This is a genomic window from Microtetraspora fusca, assembly GCF_001570365.1.
Lineage (GTDB): Bacteria > Actinomycetota > Actinomycetes > Streptosporangiales > Streptosporangiaceae > Microtetraspora > Microtetraspora fusca.
This window is the reverse complement of sequence record NZ_BBYK01000064.1, coordinates 1-14,728: the sequence shown is the minus strand read 5'-3', so window position 1 is coordinate 14,728 and position 14,728 is coordinate 1. Positions and strand designations below refer to the sequence as shown.

The 14,728-nt window shown below is 71.4% G+C and carries 17 protein-coding genes; 3 read left to right on the top strand and 14 right to left on the bottom strand.

Features of this window, described 5'->3' with window-relative positions:
• Positions 1–325: 325 nt before the first annotated feature.
• From AWQ68_RS30230 to AWQ68_RS30165, 14 genes are all read right to left on the bottom strand, one after another.
• A complete protein-coding gene (locus tag AWQ68_RS30230) occupies positions 326–1,240 on the bottom strand; it encodes a hypothetical protein (RefSeq protein ID WP_066946785.1) in 915 nt (304 codons plus the stop codon).
• Positions 1,237–1,956, bottom strand: coding sequence for a VIT1/CCC1 transporter family protein (locus tag AWQ68_RS30225; protein WP_066946782.1), 720 nt, complete (start codon positions 1,954–1,956; stop codon positions 1,237–1,239). The genes AWQ68_RS30230 and AWQ68_RS30225 overlap by 4 nt, the downstream gene beginning before the upstream one ends.
• A complete protein-coding gene (gene lgt / locus AWQ68_RS30220) occupies positions 1,953–2,897 on the bottom strand; it encodes a prolipoprotein diacylglyceryl transferase (protein ID WP_066946780.1) in 945 nt (314 codons plus the stop codon). Before lgt ends, AWQ68_RS30225 begins: the two co-directional genes overlap by 4 nt.
• Before the next feature lie 83 nt (positions 2,898–2,980).
• Positions 2,981–3,733, bottom strand: coding sequence for a DsbA family protein (locus AWQ68_RS30215; protein ID WP_066946777.1), 753 nt, complete (start codon positions 3,731–3,733; stop codon positions 2,981–2,983).
• Positions 3,734–3,743: 10 nt separating this feature from the next.
• Positions 3,744–4,313, bottom strand: a complete 570-nt coding sequence (locus tag AWQ68_RS30210; RefSeq protein ID WP_084464566.1) for a DoxX family protein — start codon at positions 4,311–4,313, stop codon at positions 3,744–3,746.
• A gap of 167 nt (positions 4,314–4,480) precedes the next feature.
• Positions 4,481–5,275: a tryptophan synthase subunit alpha gene (gene trpA, locus AWQ68_RS30205; RefSeq protein ID WP_066946775.1), complete on the bottom strand. Its 795-nt coding sequence runs from the start codon at positions 5,273–5,275 to the stop codon at positions 4,481–4,483.
• 104 nt (positions 5,276–5,379) lie between these two features.
• Positions 5,380–6,603 (bottom strand): tryptophan synthase subunit beta, encoded by a 1,224-nt coding sequence (gene trpB / locus AWQ68_RS30200; RefSeq protein ID WP_066946984.1) that lies wholly within the window; start codon positions 6,601–6,603, stop codon positions 5,380–5,382.
• 17 nt (positions 6,604–6,620) lie between these two features.
• Entirely contained in the window at positions 6,621–7,433 is an 813-nt protein-coding gene (gene trpC, locus AWQ68_RS30195) for an indole-3-glycerol phosphate synthase TrpC (RefSeq protein WP_066946772.1), read from the bottom strand.
• A 169-nt stretch (positions 7,434–7,602) separates the two neighbouring features.
• Entirely contained in the window at positions 7,603–8,034 is a 432-nt protein-coding gene (locus AWQ68_RS30190; protein WP_084464565.1) for a DUF2752 domain-containing protein, read from the bottom strand.
• 5 nt (positions 8,035–8,039) lie between these two features.
• Positions 8,040–8,447, bottom strand: coding sequence for a CD225/dispanin family protein (locus AWQ68_RS30185; RefSeq protein WP_066946770.1), 408 nt, complete (start codon positions 8,445–8,447; stop codon positions 8,040–8,042).
• A 143-nt stretch (positions 8,448–8,590) separates the two neighbouring features.
• Positions 8,591–9,250 carry a Trp biosynthesis-associated membrane protein gene (locus AWQ68_RS30180; protein WP_084464564.1) on the bottom strand — a complete coding sequence of 220 codons (660 nt, stop codon included), beginning with the start codon at positions 9,248–9,250 and terminating at the stop codon, positions 8,591–8,593.
• Positions 9,247–9,636: a phosphoribosyl-AMP cyclohydrolase gene (gene hisI / locus AWQ68_RS30175; protein ID WP_066946767.1), complete on the bottom strand. Its 390-nt coding sequence runs from the start codon at positions 9,634–9,636 to the stop codon at positions 9,247–9,249. The genes AWQ68_RS30180 and hisI overlap by 4 nt, the downstream gene beginning before the upstream one ends.
• Before the next feature lie 30 nt (positions 9,637–9,666).
• Positions 9,667–10,458: a cache domain-containing protein gene (locus tag AWQ68_RS30170; protein WP_218007102.1), complete on the bottom strand. Its 792-nt coding sequence runs from the start codon at positions 10,456–10,458 to the stop codon at positions 9,667–9,669.
• A gap of 4 nt (positions 10,459–10,462) precedes the next feature.
• Positions 10,463–11,188, bottom strand: coding sequence for a FadR/GntR family transcriptional regulator (locus AWQ68_RS30165; RefSeq protein WP_218007101.1), 726 nt, complete (start codon positions 11,186–11,188; stop codon positions 10,463–10,465).
• Positions 11,189–11,347: 159 nt separating this feature from the next.
• Here AWQ68_RS30165 and AWQ68_RS30160 point away from each other — a divergent pair, with 159 nt between their 5' ends.
• The 3 genes from AWQ68_RS30160 to AWQ68_RS30150 all read left to right on the top strand — a co-directional run bounded on the left by AWQ68_RS30160 (position 11,348) and on the right by AWQ68_RS30150 (position 14,698).
• Positions 11,348–12,424, top strand: a complete 1,077-nt coding sequence (locus AWQ68_RS30160; RefSeq protein WP_066946976.1) for an ABC transporter ATP-binding protein — start codon at positions 11,348–11,350, stop codon at positions 12,422–12,424.
• Between the two features lie 99 nt (positions 12,425–12,523).
• Positions 12,524–13,756 (top strand): ABC transporter substrate-binding protein, encoded by a 1,233-nt coding sequence (locus AWQ68_RS30155; RefSeq protein WP_157545927.1) that lies wholly within the window; start codon positions 12,524–12,526, stop codon positions 13,754–13,756.
• 75 nt (positions 13,757–13,831) lie between these two features.
• A complete protein-coding gene (locus AWQ68_RS30150; protein ID WP_066946762.1) occupies positions 13,832–14,698 on the top strand; it encodes an ABC transporter permease in 867 nt (288 codons plus the stop codon).
• Positions 14,699–14,728 lie beyond the last annotated feature (30 nt).

The following is a 14,728-nucleotide window of genomic DNA, read 5'->3' as shown; positions in this document are numbered from 1 at the left end:
TGCTCGAAACAGAGGGACGACGTTGGCCCTGCTGCGGTGATAGGTCCTCAAACGTTACCGCATCCTGCCCGATTAGTCCCAACCCGGTGCGCTTCGCGAATCTTCACTGGGCGAACCGCGCTGGAGAGAAGGGCGGGAAGCGGGACGCATCACCCGCCGGGAGACCGCTTCGTCGCGGTGCGGCGAGCGCCCTTTCGCTGCGCTCTTCCTTGAGCGTCGCTCGCCCTATATCCCGGCTGATCCCGGCATTTAACCTACAGCACCATGATTCAAGCCGATATTTCGGTATCTGGTGGGAAGGGCAAACCTTGCGGCGAGAGGGTGCCTACTGCCCGGCCGGGGTCGGAGAGGGCGAGGCCGGGGATCCGGCCCCCTCCCCTGTCCCGGACTCGGTGGGACCCGGCTCGGCCGGCTGGGCGGTCTCCTCCCCCGGCGACGGCTTGACGGTGATCGAGGGGACGCCCGCGACCGCGACGACGCGCTTGTAGAGCGCCCGCTCCACATCGCGTACGGCGAGGCCGAGTGTGACGAAGTCGTCCTGCGGGGTCCGGTCGGCGCCGTCGGCCCTGCCGATCCAGACCAGGCCGACGTAGTGGCCCATCGCGTGGCCGCTCCCCTCGCTGTACCCGGTGAACCCGGCCTTGGAGGAGTCGACCGGCAGCATCCAGCCGCCCAGGTAGAGCGACTTCAGCCGCTCGACCAGGCGGTCGGCGGCCGTGACGTCGGCGAGGTTGAGCATGGCGTACTGGGCGATGTACGCGCCGTCGGCGCTGGTGTAGAGCCCGCGCGCGACCTGCGTGCAGCCCGCCTCGGACAGCTCCTGGACCAGGTCGGCGCCCCAGACGGACTGGCGGCACCCGCTGTCGAGGTGGACGCCGACCCTCTTGAGGGTGATCTTGCCTGCCTGCACGCTGCGCGCCCCGAAGAGCTCTTTCAGGGTGAGGGGGGCGGCGTCGGCCTTGCGGTTCGCGATGGGGGCGAACTGCTTGAGCGAGGGCCAGGCGCGGTAGTCGCCGGGCCGCGCCCCGCCGAGGGAGCTCGATCCCTGCGCCGGCGGGACGTCACCGCTCCCGATCATGTTGACCACAAAGATCAGGACCAGCAGGGAGGCGACGGCCGCCACCGCAGATCCGATGCCGATGACGAGCCGCTGCTGCAGGACGCTCAGCCCGAGCTCGGCCAGGGTGTCGCTGGTCCAGCGCTCCGAGGGCGGCTGCGACCGGCGCTTGCGCTTCGTCACAGACCGCTAGCTCCGACCGCCGTCCCGAGCCCCCACGTGAGCGCCGCCGCCACCGCGCCGACCAGGAGCTGGCGCAGCCCGCTGAACCACCAGGTGCGCGCGGTCACCCGGGACACCACCGCGCCGGCGGCGAACAGCGCCACCATCGACACGATCGCCGACACCCACAGGCCCTGCGCACCCAGCAGGTACGGCAGGAGCGGGATCAGGGCCCCGACGGTGAACGACAGGAACGAGGAGACCGCGGCGAGCAGCGGCGAGGGCAGGTCGTACGGATCGACGCCGATCTCGGCCCGGGCGTGCACCTCCAGCGCCTTCTCCGGGTTCCGGGAGATCTGGTGGGCGACCTCCTTGGCTGTCTCCGGATCGACCCCGCGCTGCACGTACAGCTGGGCGAGCTCGTCCTCCTCGGCCTCCGGATTGCGTTCGAGCTCGCGACGCTCGACGTCGATCTCCGCCTGGGCCAGCTCTCTCTGGCTGGCCACCGAGACGTACTCGCCGCCCGCCATGGAGAAGGCCCCGGCGGCGAGGCCGGCCACGCCGGCGAGCGCGATGACCTTGGTGTCGGCCGTGCCTCCCGCGACGCCCGCGATGAGGGCGAAGTTGGAGACGAGGCCGTCCATCGCGCCGAACACCGCCGGGCGCAGCCAGCCGCCGTTCACGTCACGGTGCTGGTGGTGGATCTCGGCGCGAACCCCCGAATCTGCGCCGGTCATCGCCGGTTTCCTCCCTGTTCCGGCGAGGCGATCGCCTCACCGGTGGCGCCGGGGCCGGCCGAGCCGTCCTTGGGTGAATCGGCCGCGTCAGAGCCGCCGTCCGCCCCGCCCGGCTCGCCGGCGTCGGTGCCGAGCGGCTCCTCACCGGCCTTGTTCCGCGCGAACCAGAAGTACGCGATCGCCAGCAGGAAGATCACCACGGCGGTCCACTGGTTCAGCCGGAGCCCGAGGACGTGGTGGGCGGGATCGACCCGCAGGCCCTCGATCCAGAACCGGCCGAGCGTGTATCCCGCGACGTAGAGCGCGAACAGCCGGCCGTGCCGGAGGGCGAAGCGCCTGCCGACGAGCACCAGGATGCCCGCGAGGGCGAGGTTCCACAGCGACTCGTAGAGGAAGGTCGGGTGGTAGGTGTCGGCGCCGGGCACCGTGCCGGGACGGCCCGGCTCGATCTCCAGGCCCCACGGCAGCGTGGTGGGCCCGCCGAACAGCTCCTGGTTGAAGTAGTTGCCCCAGCGGCCGATCGCCTGCGCCACGGCGATGGCCGGGGCGAGGGTGTCGGCGATCGCCGAGAACGAGATGCCCCGGCGGCGGCAGGCGATCCACACCCCGAGCCCGCCCAGCGCGATGGCCCCCCAGATGCCGAGGCCGCCCTTCCAGATGAACAGGGTGTCGATCGGCTGGTTGGGCGCTTCGGAGCCGAAGTAGAGCTGCCAGTCGGTGATGACGTGGTACAGCCGCCCGCCGACGAGGCCGAACGGCACGGCCCAGACGGCGAGATCGGTGATCGCACCCGGCGCGCCACCGCGGGCGCGCCAACGCCGCTCCCCTATCCAGACGGCGACGATGACGCCGAGCACGATGCACAGCGCGTACGCCCGGATCGGGAGCGGTCCGAGGTTCCAGACCCCTTGTGACGGGCTGGGAATCGAGGCGAGGGGCATGTCAATGGACGTTACCGTAGACGGACCGGCCCTCGCGCAAAGCTGGGGAGAACGGGCCGCGACGATCCGCGGCCCATCCCGTCCTACTTGCCGGCATTGATGATTTCCTGGCGCAGCGCGCTGGGCACGAAGATCGTGTTGTTGTCGATCTGCTGGCCGTTCAGCTTGAGCGTCGGCGTTCCCTGCAGCTTCTGGTCCTGCAGGGTCTTGGTGGAGAACTGCTCGTGCGCCGCCTGCTGCGTCTGGTCCTTGACGCAGCTGTCGAAGCCGGGCGCGGTGACGCCGACGTCATGGCCCCACTTCACCAGGTCGTCGATCTTGAAGCCCTCGACGGTCTCGCGCGGCTGCTCCTTGAAGAGCCGGTCGTGGAAGGCGATCCACTGCTTGCCGTCGGACACGCAGCGCAGTGCGGACGCGGCGCGCAGGGAGTTCGACCGGGTCGGCTCCTGCGAGAAGATCGTGAGCGGGTGGTAGACGACCTTGACCTTGCCCTCGGCGGCGAGGTTCTTGATCGTGGGGCCGCTGATCTCCTCAAGCTGCTTGCAGACCGGGCACTGCGGGTCCTCGTAGATGTCCAGGACCGGCGAGGTGACCCCGGCCTTGGCCATCACGGCGGTGCCGTCGCTCTGCACGGTCACGGGGGCGAGCCCGCCGGCGACCGTCTCGGACTTGCTCTGCTGCGCGGCGTACCACCAGCCGCCGCTGATCACAGCCAACACGACGACCACCACGGTGATGATCGTGGCCAGGCGCCTGCGCTGCTCCTGCTTGCGCTCGGCCTCCCGTTGCGCCGCGATACGCGCCCGGACCGAAGCGCCCCTCGCCGCCTTGCTCATGGATGTCTCCCTATGCGTCGGGCTCTTCGCCCTGGAATATGTCGCCTTCCGGCTGGTACGGCTCCCGCGGCCCGGTGAGGCCGAGCGCGGAGTCCATCGCGAGGCGGCCCGGCGGGCGGATGAAGATCCACGCGGCCACGATCACCAGGCCGAAGTCACGGAGGATCTCCCAGAGATAGTTGGGGTCCTCACCCGCGCCCAGCTCACCGCCTCCGCCGAAGCAGCCGCAGTCGATGCGCAGGCCCCGCGCCCACGCCGAGGCGATGCCCACGACGAACGCCAGCATGAGCAGCCCGGAGACGACGGCCGCGACCCTCGTCAGCAGGCCGACCACCAGCAGGACGCCGATGACGATCTCGACGATGGGCAGACCGTACCCGATGGCAGTGGCCAGCGAGTCCGGCAGAAGCTGGTACGCCTTGACCGCCTGCACCGAGAGCGCCGGGGCGCCGATCTTGAGGCCGCCCGCCACGATGAGCACCGCCGCGAGGACCAACCGGGCCACGGTCGTCACCCAGGGTAACGCGGGGTGCTCCGTGCGCGGTCGATCAGGTGCGGCCTTCTCATAAGTCAACACCATCGTCTCCTCGCGGGGTTGCCATCGCTGCCGTCACGATGTCCGGCCGTCACCCCAGTGGCGGCCGTGCTATCTGCACATTACTTGGGGCCCACCACATCATGGACGGCATAAGCGCCGGTTAAGAGATCGACCCCCCACTTAACAGGGAAAGGACGGCCCCCGGACGGCTATCGGCGGACGCCCGCGGCGAGCTCGGCCGCGAGCTCGCGCACCGAGGCGAGCCCGGCCGCCTCGTCGGGCGCGTCGAGGAGGCGCCGGATGAACGCCGACCCGACGATCACGCCGTCGGCGTAGGCGGCCACCTCGGCGGCCTGCGCCCCGGTGCCCACGCCGAGCCCGACGCACACGGGCAGGGAGGTGTGCCGCCGGGTGCGGGCGACCAGGCCCTCGGCGGCGGAGCCGACCGACTCGCGCGCGCCCGTCACGCCCATCAGGGAGGCGGCGTAGACGAAGCCGGTGCAGATCTTGGCCACCTTGCCGATGCGGTCTTCGGTCGAGCTCGGCGCGACCAGGAACACCGTGTCGATGCCGGCGTCCTTGCTCTCCTGGAGCCAGACCCCGGACTCCTCGGGCGTGAGGTCGGGGGTGATCGTCCCGACGCCGCCGGCGTTCGCCAGGTCGCGCGCGAAGCGGGCCGGGCCGTACCGGTCGATCGGGTTCCAGTACGTCATGACGAGGGTCGCGGCTCCGGTCTTGGCGACGCCCTCGACCGTGCGCATCACGTCGCCGATGCGGGTGCCGTTCGTCAGGGAGCGGTGGACGGCGTCCTGGATGGTGGGGCCGTCCATCAGCGGATCGGAGTACGGCAGGCCGATCTCGATCACGTCGCACCCGGCCTCCACCATGGCGGTGGCGGCGGCGACGGCCCCGTCCTTGGTGGGGAAACCGGCCGGCAGGTAGCCCACGAGGGCGGCCCGGTTCTCGGCGCGCGCCTTCGCGAAGACCGTCTGAAGTGTCGTCATCGGTGTTCCGTTCGTCTGGGTCTGATCCGCCTCAGCCGGATGGGGCCGCCGTACGCCGCTCCGCCGTCGTCGGCCCGGCTCCCCCGTTCAGTCGGAGGATCGGCTTAGAGGTCGAAGTACTTCATCGCGGTGCCCATGTCCTTGTCGCCGCGGCCGGAGAGGTTCACCAGGATGGTGGCCTCCGGGCCCAGCTCGCGCCCGAGCTTCAGCGCGCCGGCGAGGGCGTGCGAGGACTCGATCGCCGGGATGATGCCCTCGGTGCGGGCGAGCAGGGCGAACGCCTCCATCGCCTCGGCGTCGGTGATGCCTTCGTAGACGGCCCGGCCGGAGTCCTTCAGCCAGGCGTGCTCGGGGCCCACCCCGGGGTAGTCGAGGCCGGCCGAGATCGAGTGGGACTCGATCGTCTGGCCCTCCTCGTCCTGCAGGACGTACGTGCGGGAGCCGTGCAGCACGCCGACGCTGCCCGCGGTGAGGGTGAGGGCGTGCTCACCGCTCTCCAGCCCGCGCCCGGCGGCCTCGTAGCCGTACAGCCGGACACCCTCGTCGCCGATGAAGGCGTGGAAGATCCCGATGGCGTTGGAACCGCCGCCGACCGCGGCGCAGACCGCGTCGGGCAGCCGGCCGGTCAGCTCCAGGATCTGGCGGCGGGCCTCGACACCGATGATCCGGGCGAAGTCGCGGACGATCTCGGGGAACGGGTGCGGCCCGGCGACCGTGCCGAAGAGGTAGTGGGTGCGGTCGACGTTGGTGACCCAGTCGCGGAACGCCTCGTTGATCGCGTCCTTGAGCGTCTGGCTGCCGTTGGTGACCGGCACGACGGTCGCGCCGAGCAGCTTCATCCGGGCGACGTTGAGCGCCTGGCGCTCGCAGTCCACGGCGCCCATGTAGATGACGCACTCCAGGCCGAGCAGGGCGGCGGCGGTGGCCGTGGCCACGCCGTGCTGGCCCGCGCCGGTCTCGGCGATCACCCGGGTCTTGCCCAGGCGCCGGGTCAGCAGCGCCTGCCCCAGCACGTTGTTGATCTTGTGCGCGCCGGTGTGGGTGAGGTCCTCGCGCTTGAGCACGATCCGGGCGCCGCCCGCGTGCGCGGCGAACCTCGGCACCTCCGTGAGCGTGGTCGGCCGCCCCGCGTACGTGCGCAGCAGGTGGTCGAACTCGCGGAGGAACTCCTCGTCGGTCTTGGCCTTCTCGTACTCGGCGGCCACCTCGTCGAGCGCCGGGATCAGGGCCTCGGGCACGAACCGCCCGCCGAAGACGCCGAACTTGCCGTTGCCGTCCGGGTCGTCGCCGTAGACACCGTTGCCGGCGAGGTCCGCCGCGGTGAGGATGGGTCCTTCTGTCAGGCTCACGACTGCCTCTCCTGCCGAGACGATGGGTGGGCGCCGGCGGTGACCAGGTCGTTCACGGCGGCCCTGGGGTCCTTTCCGGTGACCAGGCTCTCGCCGACCAGCACCGCGTCGGCCCCGGCCCGCGCGTACGCGAGCAGGTCGTGCGGGCCGCGCACGCCCGACTCGGCGATCTTGATGACGCCGTCGGGGATCTTGGGCGCGATCTTGGCGAAGACGTCCCGGTCGACTTCCAGGGTCTTGAGGTTGCGCGCGTTGACACCGATGATCCTGGCTCCGGCGGCGAGGGCGCGGTCGAGCTCCTCCTCGGTGTGCACCTCGACCAGCGGAGCGAGGCCGATCGACTCGGCCCGCTCGATGAGCGAGACCAGCGCGTTCTGCTCCAGGGCGGCCACGATGAGCAGCGCGAGGTCGGCGCCGTACGCCCGGGCCTCCCAGAGCTGGTAGGAGGTGACGATGAAGTCCTTGCGCAGGATGGGGATGTCCACGGCGGCCCGGACCGAGGCCAGGTCCTCCAGGGTGCCGCCGAACCTGCGCCGCTCGGTCAGCACGCTGATCACGTGCGCTCCGCCGGCCTCGTAGTCCGCGGCGAGGGCCGCGGGGTCGGCGATGGCGGCGAGCGCGCCCTTGGACGGGCTCGACCGCTTCACCTCGGCGATCACCGAGACCTTGTCGCCGCCGAGCGCCGCGTAGGCGTCCTTCGTCTCCGGGGCGCGCCCCGCGCGCTCCTTGAGAAGCTCGATCGGCACGGCCTGCTGCCGGGCCTCCAGGTCCTCGCGGACGCCGGTGATGATCTCGTCGAGAACGCTCATGAGCCCTCCTCGCCATCGGCTCGGAGCCCGCATGAGTGAACACTGCCGCGCAAACCTGTTCGCTCGCTACGCTCGCTCACGAGAAGCGGTCCCTCCGGTCGCTAGCCGTCGCTACCTTGCCCTGCCGATGCTATCGGCCTCCCCGAGGCCGCTCGGCCATCGGGTCTCGTCAGGGGGCGAGAACGCGACCGAATGGGAGGTTTCGCACCACCCAATAAACGATCACAAGGGCGAGGAAGGCCCACAGATAGACGGGCCGCGCCAGGGTCGTACGGGCGGGCCGCCCCTGCCAGGAGCGCAGCGTCCAGCGGCCCCACCAGAACAGCAGGAACGGGACGGTGGCCATCGCGAGCGGGTTGAACCCGATGGCCGTGAGCGGGTCGGCGTGGGCGAGCGCGTGCATCGCGCGCAGCGTGCCGCAACCGGGGCAGTAGAGCCCGGTCAGGAAGAGGAAGGGGCACGTCGGGTAGTGCCCGGGCTGGTTGGGGTCCACGGCGCCCACGAACGCGAAGGCCGCGCCGGTGACCGCCGCGACGCCGAGCGGCGCGAGCACCGACCGGATCCGGTCCGCGCCGCGCCGCTCATGCGCTGTCGCCGTCATGGCCCTCAGTATGACGAGTTGCTCACGCTGGCGCTGAACACGCCCAGCACGACGACGAGGACGATGTACAGCACGAAGAGGACGGCAGCCGTGATCATGGATGCCAGCCACCACTTCTTGGCCGACTCGGAAGCGGCCTGGGCGCCCTGGTAGTCACCCATCGCCCACTTCGAGTTGACCTGGGTGGCGTAGACGATCGAGACCACGCCCAGCGGAAGGCAGCACAGGACCGTGGTGATGATGGCCATCACGAGGTGGTTGTTCGGCGGGGTCGGCATGGCGCCATACCCGCCAGGCGGGGGGTAGCCACCGGGCGGCGGGTAGCCGCCGTCGCCGGGCGGCGGGCCGTATCCGCCGCCGGGCGGCTGCGCCCCGTAGCCCCCCGTGTCGCCCGGCTGGTTTCCGTAGCTCATTTAACGGCTCCTATATGGTCATGAGTTGCGGACCGGAAGCTTAGCGACACATGAGACTTCCGTTTGGGTGAATGTCCGCTTCGTCGGCAATTCGTGACGTTGTCGCAAAGTGGGAAACCATCACGTCGCGTGCGGTTTCCTTACTATTTCCTGTCATTTTCAGAATGATCATCTGAATCGACAGTGGGGTCCGCTCCCTCGTCGAGCGCGTCCCACAACGCCCGGTCGCCGGTGACCCGTCGCGACGTCTCCTTGCCACCGCCGGAACGGCGCTCATACTTGCCCGACATGCCCGGCCACGCGCCGGCGAGCAACACGGCCGCCACGCCGCAAGCGGCGAGCAGCGCCCCTCCGGCGACCGCCGCCCACGGCCACGCCGTCACTGTCACGCGCGCCGCCTGGCCGGAGAGCGAGCGCGCGGTCTCGGCGACCTCCACGGCCCTCGCGGGCAGCCCGGACGGCCACGCCAGCGCCGCGACGGCGGCGCCGCAGCCCGCGAGCACCACGCCGACCAGCCGCCGCCACGCGCCCCTGGTCGCGAAGACGGCGAGCACGGCGGCCAGGGCGGCCAGGACGAGGGGCGTGAGGCCGGGGACGGCGTCGCCGCCGTTCACGGGGACCGGCGCCCCGCCGTAGCCGACGGCGGCCCACTCGCGGCCGGCCGCCAGCAGCGCCAGGCCCGCCCCGGCCGCGCAGCAGACCAGCCAGGCCATCAGTGAGCGCCGCGCGCTGCGGGGCCGGGCGTCGGTGCGCGACGCGCCGGTCCCGGCCGCCGGGCCTCCCGCGCCCGGGGACGACGTCATGACCGCTCGCCGCCCCGCGTCGCGACGTCCTCCCCCGCGTGGCCCTGGACGGCGTCGAGCACTCCGGCGTCGAAGCAGGTGCGGTCGCCGGTGTGGCAGGCGGCGCCCACCTGGTCGACCTTCAGCAGGATCGTGTCGCCGTCGCAGTCGAGGCTCACGGACCGCACCCACTGCACGTTGCCGGAGGTGTCACCCTTGATCCAGTACTCCCCTCGGCTGCGGGACCAGTACGTGGCCCGACCCGTGGTGAGCGTGCGGTGCAGCGCCTCGTCGTCCATCCAGGCGAGCATCAGCACCTCGCCGGTGTCGTGCTGCTGGACGACGACGGGCACCAGCCCGTCCTGGGTGCGCTTCAGCCGCGCGGCGATCTTCGGGTCGAGGGACATGCGCCAATTCTGCCGCAGGCCGGAACCGGTCTACCGGCCGGTGCCCTCGACGAGCGACAGCGGAAGGCCCGGCACCCGGCGCACCGCGAAGCCCTCGGTCCCCCGGTACACGGAACCGGCGATCCAGCGGGCGGTGTTGGAGGCCACCACCCGGCCCTGGGCGTTGACCAGGAACGCCGGGACGGGGATCTCCCTGAGCGCGGGCACCACGGCGGCCTGGAAGCGGCGCACGAACACGTCGGCCGCGGCCACGCCGAGGAAGACGCCGTCCAGCGTCACCGGCACCGAGAGGGTGAGGCTGTAGTCGTCGGTGCACAGGTAGTCGACGTACGGCCCGCAGATCGTGCGCTCCGCGCCCGTGGCGGGGCCGGTGTACCAGTCCCAGTGGGTGTAGTCGTAGAAGGCGCTGCTCGACGGGTCGAGGTCGCGCAGGAGCTGCACGGGCGCGCCCGAGGGGCTCTCCTGCCACCACTCCAGGTACCAGGGCGCGTCGGCGAGCAGTCCGGGCGCGGCGATGAACCCGATGCCGGCGATGATCGCGCCGAGCCGGCCGAACAGGAGGGGGCGCAGCGCGGCGAGGTCGGAGCTGACCAGGCCGCGCCCGCCGCGCCGTACGGCACGGGCCCGGCCGGTGGTCGCGGCGCGCACGTCGGCGAGCGCCGCGAAGACCTCGTCGGCGGTGTCGCGGACCCGCGCCAGAGCGGCGGCCACGGCCGTTCCGGTGGCCGGTCCGGTCGGTCCGGCGGGCGGGGTGGCCGTCGGGGCGGCGGGACGGGCGCCCGGCGGCGCGTCCGATCGCACCGTGTCCGACCGTGTGATCATCGTCTTACTCCTGCAGCCGCAGCCGAAGCTCGATCAGGTGGTCCGTGGCGTCGAGCACGTGCCGCTCGGCGAGGTCGCGCGCCCGGTCGGCGTCGCCCGCGCCGATCGCCTCGGCGATGGCGCGATGCTGTGCCGCCGTCTCATCGTGCCCTGCGAGGCCCTCGCGCGAAAGCCACAGCAACGGTCCGATGTCGGCCTGTAACCGGATCTCCTCCCGGGTGAGGCGCGCGGACTGGGAGGCCGCCGCGACCTCGATGTGGAAGCGGCCGTCCAGGCGGCGGAGCTCGGCGCTCGACTCGGCCACGGCCATCTCGTCGAGCGAGCGCCACAGCGGCGCGACGTCCGAGGGCAGCGAGCGCTGCGCCGCGAGCCGGGCCGCGGCTCCGGCGATGGCGGCGTAGTGGTCGCCCAGGTCGCGCAGCTCGTCCACGGCGAGGTCGCCGAGCCGCTCGGTCACGTCGGGCTCCGAAGGGGCGCGGGCGAAGCTGCCGCCGCCCCGGCCGCGCCTGGTCTCCACCAGCCCCCGCTCGCGCAACGCCATGAGCGCCTCGCGTACGGTCACGGTGGAGACGCCGAGGCGTCCTGCCAGCTCGGACTCGCTGGGGAGCTGCTCGCCGTCCGCGAGCAGGCCGAGGGCGATCGCGTCACCCAGCCGCCGGACCACGAGGTCCACCCGGCCGGTGCTGTCGACCGGGGAGAAGATCGCCAGCCGCGCGACGCTCACGGCCACGCCCAGTCGGTCACTCGCCCGCCCGATCCGGTGTGTCGCGTCGCAGTCATGCCGATCCGCCCCGCCTTCCCAGCTTCGATCACATTCGCCAGATAGTTAACACAGTGATACCGGATCGGGGCTTTACCGGGAAACCTATGAACCCATATGTTTCCGGTCATGCCACAGCAAGCAGTGACGTCCGTCACCACCGCGGTCGCCGGCCGCGACGGCCGCGCGGTCAGCCTGCGCGGACTCCGCAAGAGCTTCGGGAGCGTCGTCGCGGTCGCCGGCGTGGACCTCGACGTGGCCGACGGCGAGTTCTTCGCGATGCTCGGGCCGTCCGGCTCCGGGAAGACCACGGTCCTGCGCATGATCGCCGGGTTCGAGTCCCCCACCGCCGGAGCCGTCGAGCTGGGCGGCCGGGACGTCACCCGGCTCGCGCCGTTCGAGCGGGACGTGAACACGGTCTTCCAGGACTACGCATTGTTCCCGCACATGAGCGTGCTGGAGAACGTCGAGTACGGCCTGCGGGTGAAGCGGGTCCCCAAGGCGGAGCGGCGCGCCCGCGCGATGGAGGCGCTGGCGTCGGTCCGGCTGGACGGCTTCGAGAAGCGCCGCCCGGCGCAGCTCTCCGGAGGCCAGCGCCAGCGGGTCGCCCTCGCCCGCGCCCTGGTCAACCGGCCGCGCGTGCTGCTGCTCGACGAGCCGCTCGGCGCGCTCGACCTCAAGCTGCGTGAGGAGATGCAGGTCGAGCTGAAGGCCATCCAGCGCGAGGTCGGCATCACCTTCGTGTTCGTCACCCACGACCAGGAGGAGGCGCTCACGATGAGCGACCGGGTCGCGGTGTTCAACGCGGGCGCGATCGAGCAGGTCGGCACCCCGGCGGAGATCTACGAGCGGCCCGCGACCGCGTTCGTCGCCGGCTTCGTCGGCACCTCCAACCTCATCTCGGGGACGACGGCGCGCGCGGTGCTCGGCAAGGAGGGCACGTTCAGCGTCCGCCCGGAGAAGCTGCGGGTCGTCCTCGACGACGCCGACGTGGCGGGCTCCGACGAGCACAGCGCCGAGGGCACCGTGTCCGAGGTCGTCTACGCGGGCCCGGCCACCCGGTTCGTGGTGGACCTCGACACGGGCACCCGGCTCATCGCGCTGCAGCAGAACCAGGAGGTCTCGTCGATGGACGTGATGGGCCTGCGCGGCCGCCGGGTGCGGCTCGTCTGGCAACGCCGCCACGAGTTCGCCATCACCTCCTGAATCCGCCGTTCCGGGGCCCCGTCAACGCTGCCTTGAGCCCCGCCGGCGATCCTTCCGTCACACATCGCTACGACTCGTCCACGAAACGCAAGGAGAGACATGCGGTCCACCTCCCACCGGCCGGTGCTTCTGACCCGCGGCCTCGCCGTCACGGCCGCGCTGGCCCTCGCCACCCTGACCGCCTGCGGCGGCGACGCGACCGGCAGCGGCGGCAGTGCCGCGCCGGGGCAGGGCGGCTTCAACCCGCCCGCGATGAAGGCCGCCACGTCCGTCGGCGCCGGTGAGGGCCAGGTCAACCTGGTCGCCTGGGCGGGGTACGCCGAGGACGGCTCCAACGACCCCAAGGTCGACTGGGTCCACCCGTTCGAGAAGGCGACCGGGTGCACGGTCAACACGAAGGTCGCCGGGACCTCCGACGAGATGGTCAACCTCATGAAGACCGGCGAGTACGACGCGGTGTCCGCCTCGGGCGACGCCTCGCTGCGGCTGATCGCCTCCGGCACGGCCGCTCCGGTCAACACCGACCTCATCCCCAACTACAAGGACGTCTTCGACGGCCTCAAGCTCAAGCCGTGGAACTCGGTCAAGGGGGTCGCCTACGGCATCCCGCACGGCCGCGGGGCCAACCTCCTCATGTGGCGGACCGACACGGTCAAGCCCGCGCCCGACTCGTGGGGCGCGGTGTTCGACCCGGCCTCGCCGTACAAGGGGAAGGTGACGGCGTACGACTCGCCGATCTACATCGCGGACGCCGCCCTCTACCTGATGTCGGCCAAGCCGGAGCTCGGCATCAAGAACCCGTACGCGCTGGACGACACGCAGTTCCAGGCCGCGGTGGACCTGCTCAAGCAGCAGCGCCAGATCATCGGCGAGTACTGGTCCGACTACACCAAGGAGATCCAGGCGTTCAAGGGCGGCGACACCGCCGTCGGCACCACCTGGCAGGTGATCGCCAACCTCGCCCAGGCGGAGAAGGCCCCGGTCGAGGTGACCCTGCCCAAGGAGGGCTCGACCGGCTGGTCGGACACCTGGATGATCGCGGCCCAGGCCAAGCACCCGAACTGCGCCTACAAGTGGCTCGACTGGATCATCTCCCCCACGGCGAACGCGCAGGTCGCGGAGTGGTTCGGCGAGGCCCCGGCCAACGCGAAGGCGTGCGCGAAGACGTCGGACTCCACGTTCTGCGACACGTTCCACGCCACGGACGAGGAGTACTTCTCCAAGGTCCACTTCTGGACCACGCCGATCGCCCAGTGCCTGGACGGGCGCACGGACGTGAAGTGCAAGGACTACTCCGAGTGGACCCGCGCCTGGACCGAGATCAAGGGCTGACCGTCCCCGGCTTCCCGTCCCCGCGCGGCGGCGTGCCGCGCGGGGACGGGGCGGAGGGTTTTGGGAGAAGAACACATGACTACTTCGGCCGTCGTCGGCCGTACCGGCCCGCGCGCGCGTGCCGCCGCCTTCCTGCACCGCCACGCGCGGGTGCGGCTGACGCTGCTGCTCTCGGCGCCGCTGGCGTGGCTGGGGCTCGCCTACCTGGGGGCGCTCGCCGCGCTCCTCGTGACCGCGTTCTGGTCGACCGACACGTTCACCGGCGACCTGGTCAGGACGTTCACCTGGGCGAACTTCCACGACCTGGTGACCGGTGAGGTGTACCGGACGATCGCGCTGCGCTCCCTGGGCGTCGCGGTCGCGGTCACGCTCATCGACCTGGTCGTCGCCTTCCCGATGGCGTTCGCCATGGCCAAGCTCGCCTCGCCGCGGGCCCAGCGCTGGCTGGTGATCCTGGTGCTCACCCCGCTGTGGGCGTCCTACCTCGTCAAGGCGTACGCGTGGCGGGTGATGCTCTCCTCCGAGGGCCTGCTGGGCTGGGGCTACGGGCTGGGCGCCACCATCGCGACGCTCTCGTACCTGTGGCTGCCGTACATGATCCTGCCGATCTACGCCGGGCTGGAGCGCCTGCCGAACTCGCTGCTCGACGCCGCCGGCGACCTGGGCGCGCGGGGCTGGCGCACGTTCCGGACCGTGGTGTGGCCGCTCAGCTTCCCCGCCGTGGTCGCGGGGTCGATCTTCACCTTCTCGCTGTCGCTGGGCGACTACATCACAGTGAAGATCGTGGGCGGAAAATCGCAGCTCATCGGCAACGTCGTCTACGACAACATCGGCGCGGCGAACAACCTGCCCTTCGCGGCGGCCGTCGCGACCGTGCCCGTCGTGATCATGCTGGTGTACCTGGCGGCGGTCCGCCGCACCGGAGCCCTGGAGAACCTTTGACTTCCTCCCCCGCCTAAAGGCGGGGGATTC

Bases quoted from the DNA above. Each gene is read 5' to 3' on its own strand.
- trpA (WP_066946775.1), bottom strand. From the start codon at position 5,275: ATGACGACACTTCAGACGGTCTTCGCGAAGGCGCGCGCCGAGAACCGG.
- AWQ68_RS30155 (WP_157545927.1), top strand. From the start codon at position 12,524: ATGCGGTCCACCTCCCACCGGCCGGTGCTTCTGACCCGCGGCCTCGCC.
- AWQ68_RS30190 (WP_084464565.1), bottom strand. From the start codon at position 8,034: ATGACGGCGACAGCGCATGAGCGGCGCGGCGCGGACCGGATCCGGTCG.
- lgt (WP_066946780.1), bottom strand. From the start codon at position 2,897: ATGCCCCTCGCCTCGATTCCCAGCCCGTCACAAGGGGTCTGGAACCTC.
- AWQ68_RS30215 (WP_066946777.1), bottom strand. From the start codon at position 3,733: ATGAGCAAGGCGGCGAGGGGCGCTTCGGTCCGGGCGCGTATCGCGGCG.
- trpC (WP_066946772.1), bottom strand. From the start codon at position 7,433: ATGAGCGTTCTCGACGAGATCATCACCGGCGTCCGCGAGGACCTGGAG.
- hisI (WP_066946767.1), bottom strand. From the start codon at position 9,636: ATGTCCCTCGACCCGAAGATCGCCGCGCGGCTGAAGCGCACCCAGGAC.
- AWQ68_RS30150 (WP_066946762.1), top strand. From the start codon at position 13,832: ATGACTACTTCGGCCGTCGTCGGCCGTACCGGCCCGCGCGCGCGTGCC.
- AWQ68_RS30185 (WP_066946770.1), bottom strand. From the start codon at position 8,447: ATGAGCTACGGAAACCAGCCGGGCGACACGGGGGGCTACGGGGCGCAG.
- AWQ68_RS30160 (WP_066946976.1), top strand. From the start codon at position 11,348: ATGCCACAGCAAGCAGTGACGTCCGTCACCACCGCGGTCGCCGGCCGC.
- AWQ68_RS30210 (WP_084464566.1), bottom strand. From the start codon at position 4,313: ATGGTGTTGACTTATGAGAAGGCCGCACCTGATCGACCGCGCACGGAG.
- AWQ68_RS30170 (WP_218007102.1), bottom strand. From the start codon at position 10,458: ATGATCACACGGTCGGACACGGTGCGATCGGACGCGCCGCCGGGCGCC.
- AWQ68_RS30225 (WP_066946782.1), bottom strand. From the start codon at position 1,956: ATGACCGGCGCAGATTCGGGGGTTCGCGCCGAGATCCACCACCAGCAC.
- AWQ68_RS30180 (WP_084464564.1), bottom strand. From the start codon at position 9,250: ATGACGTCGTCCCCGGGCGCGGGAGGCCCGGCGGCCGGGACCGGCGCG.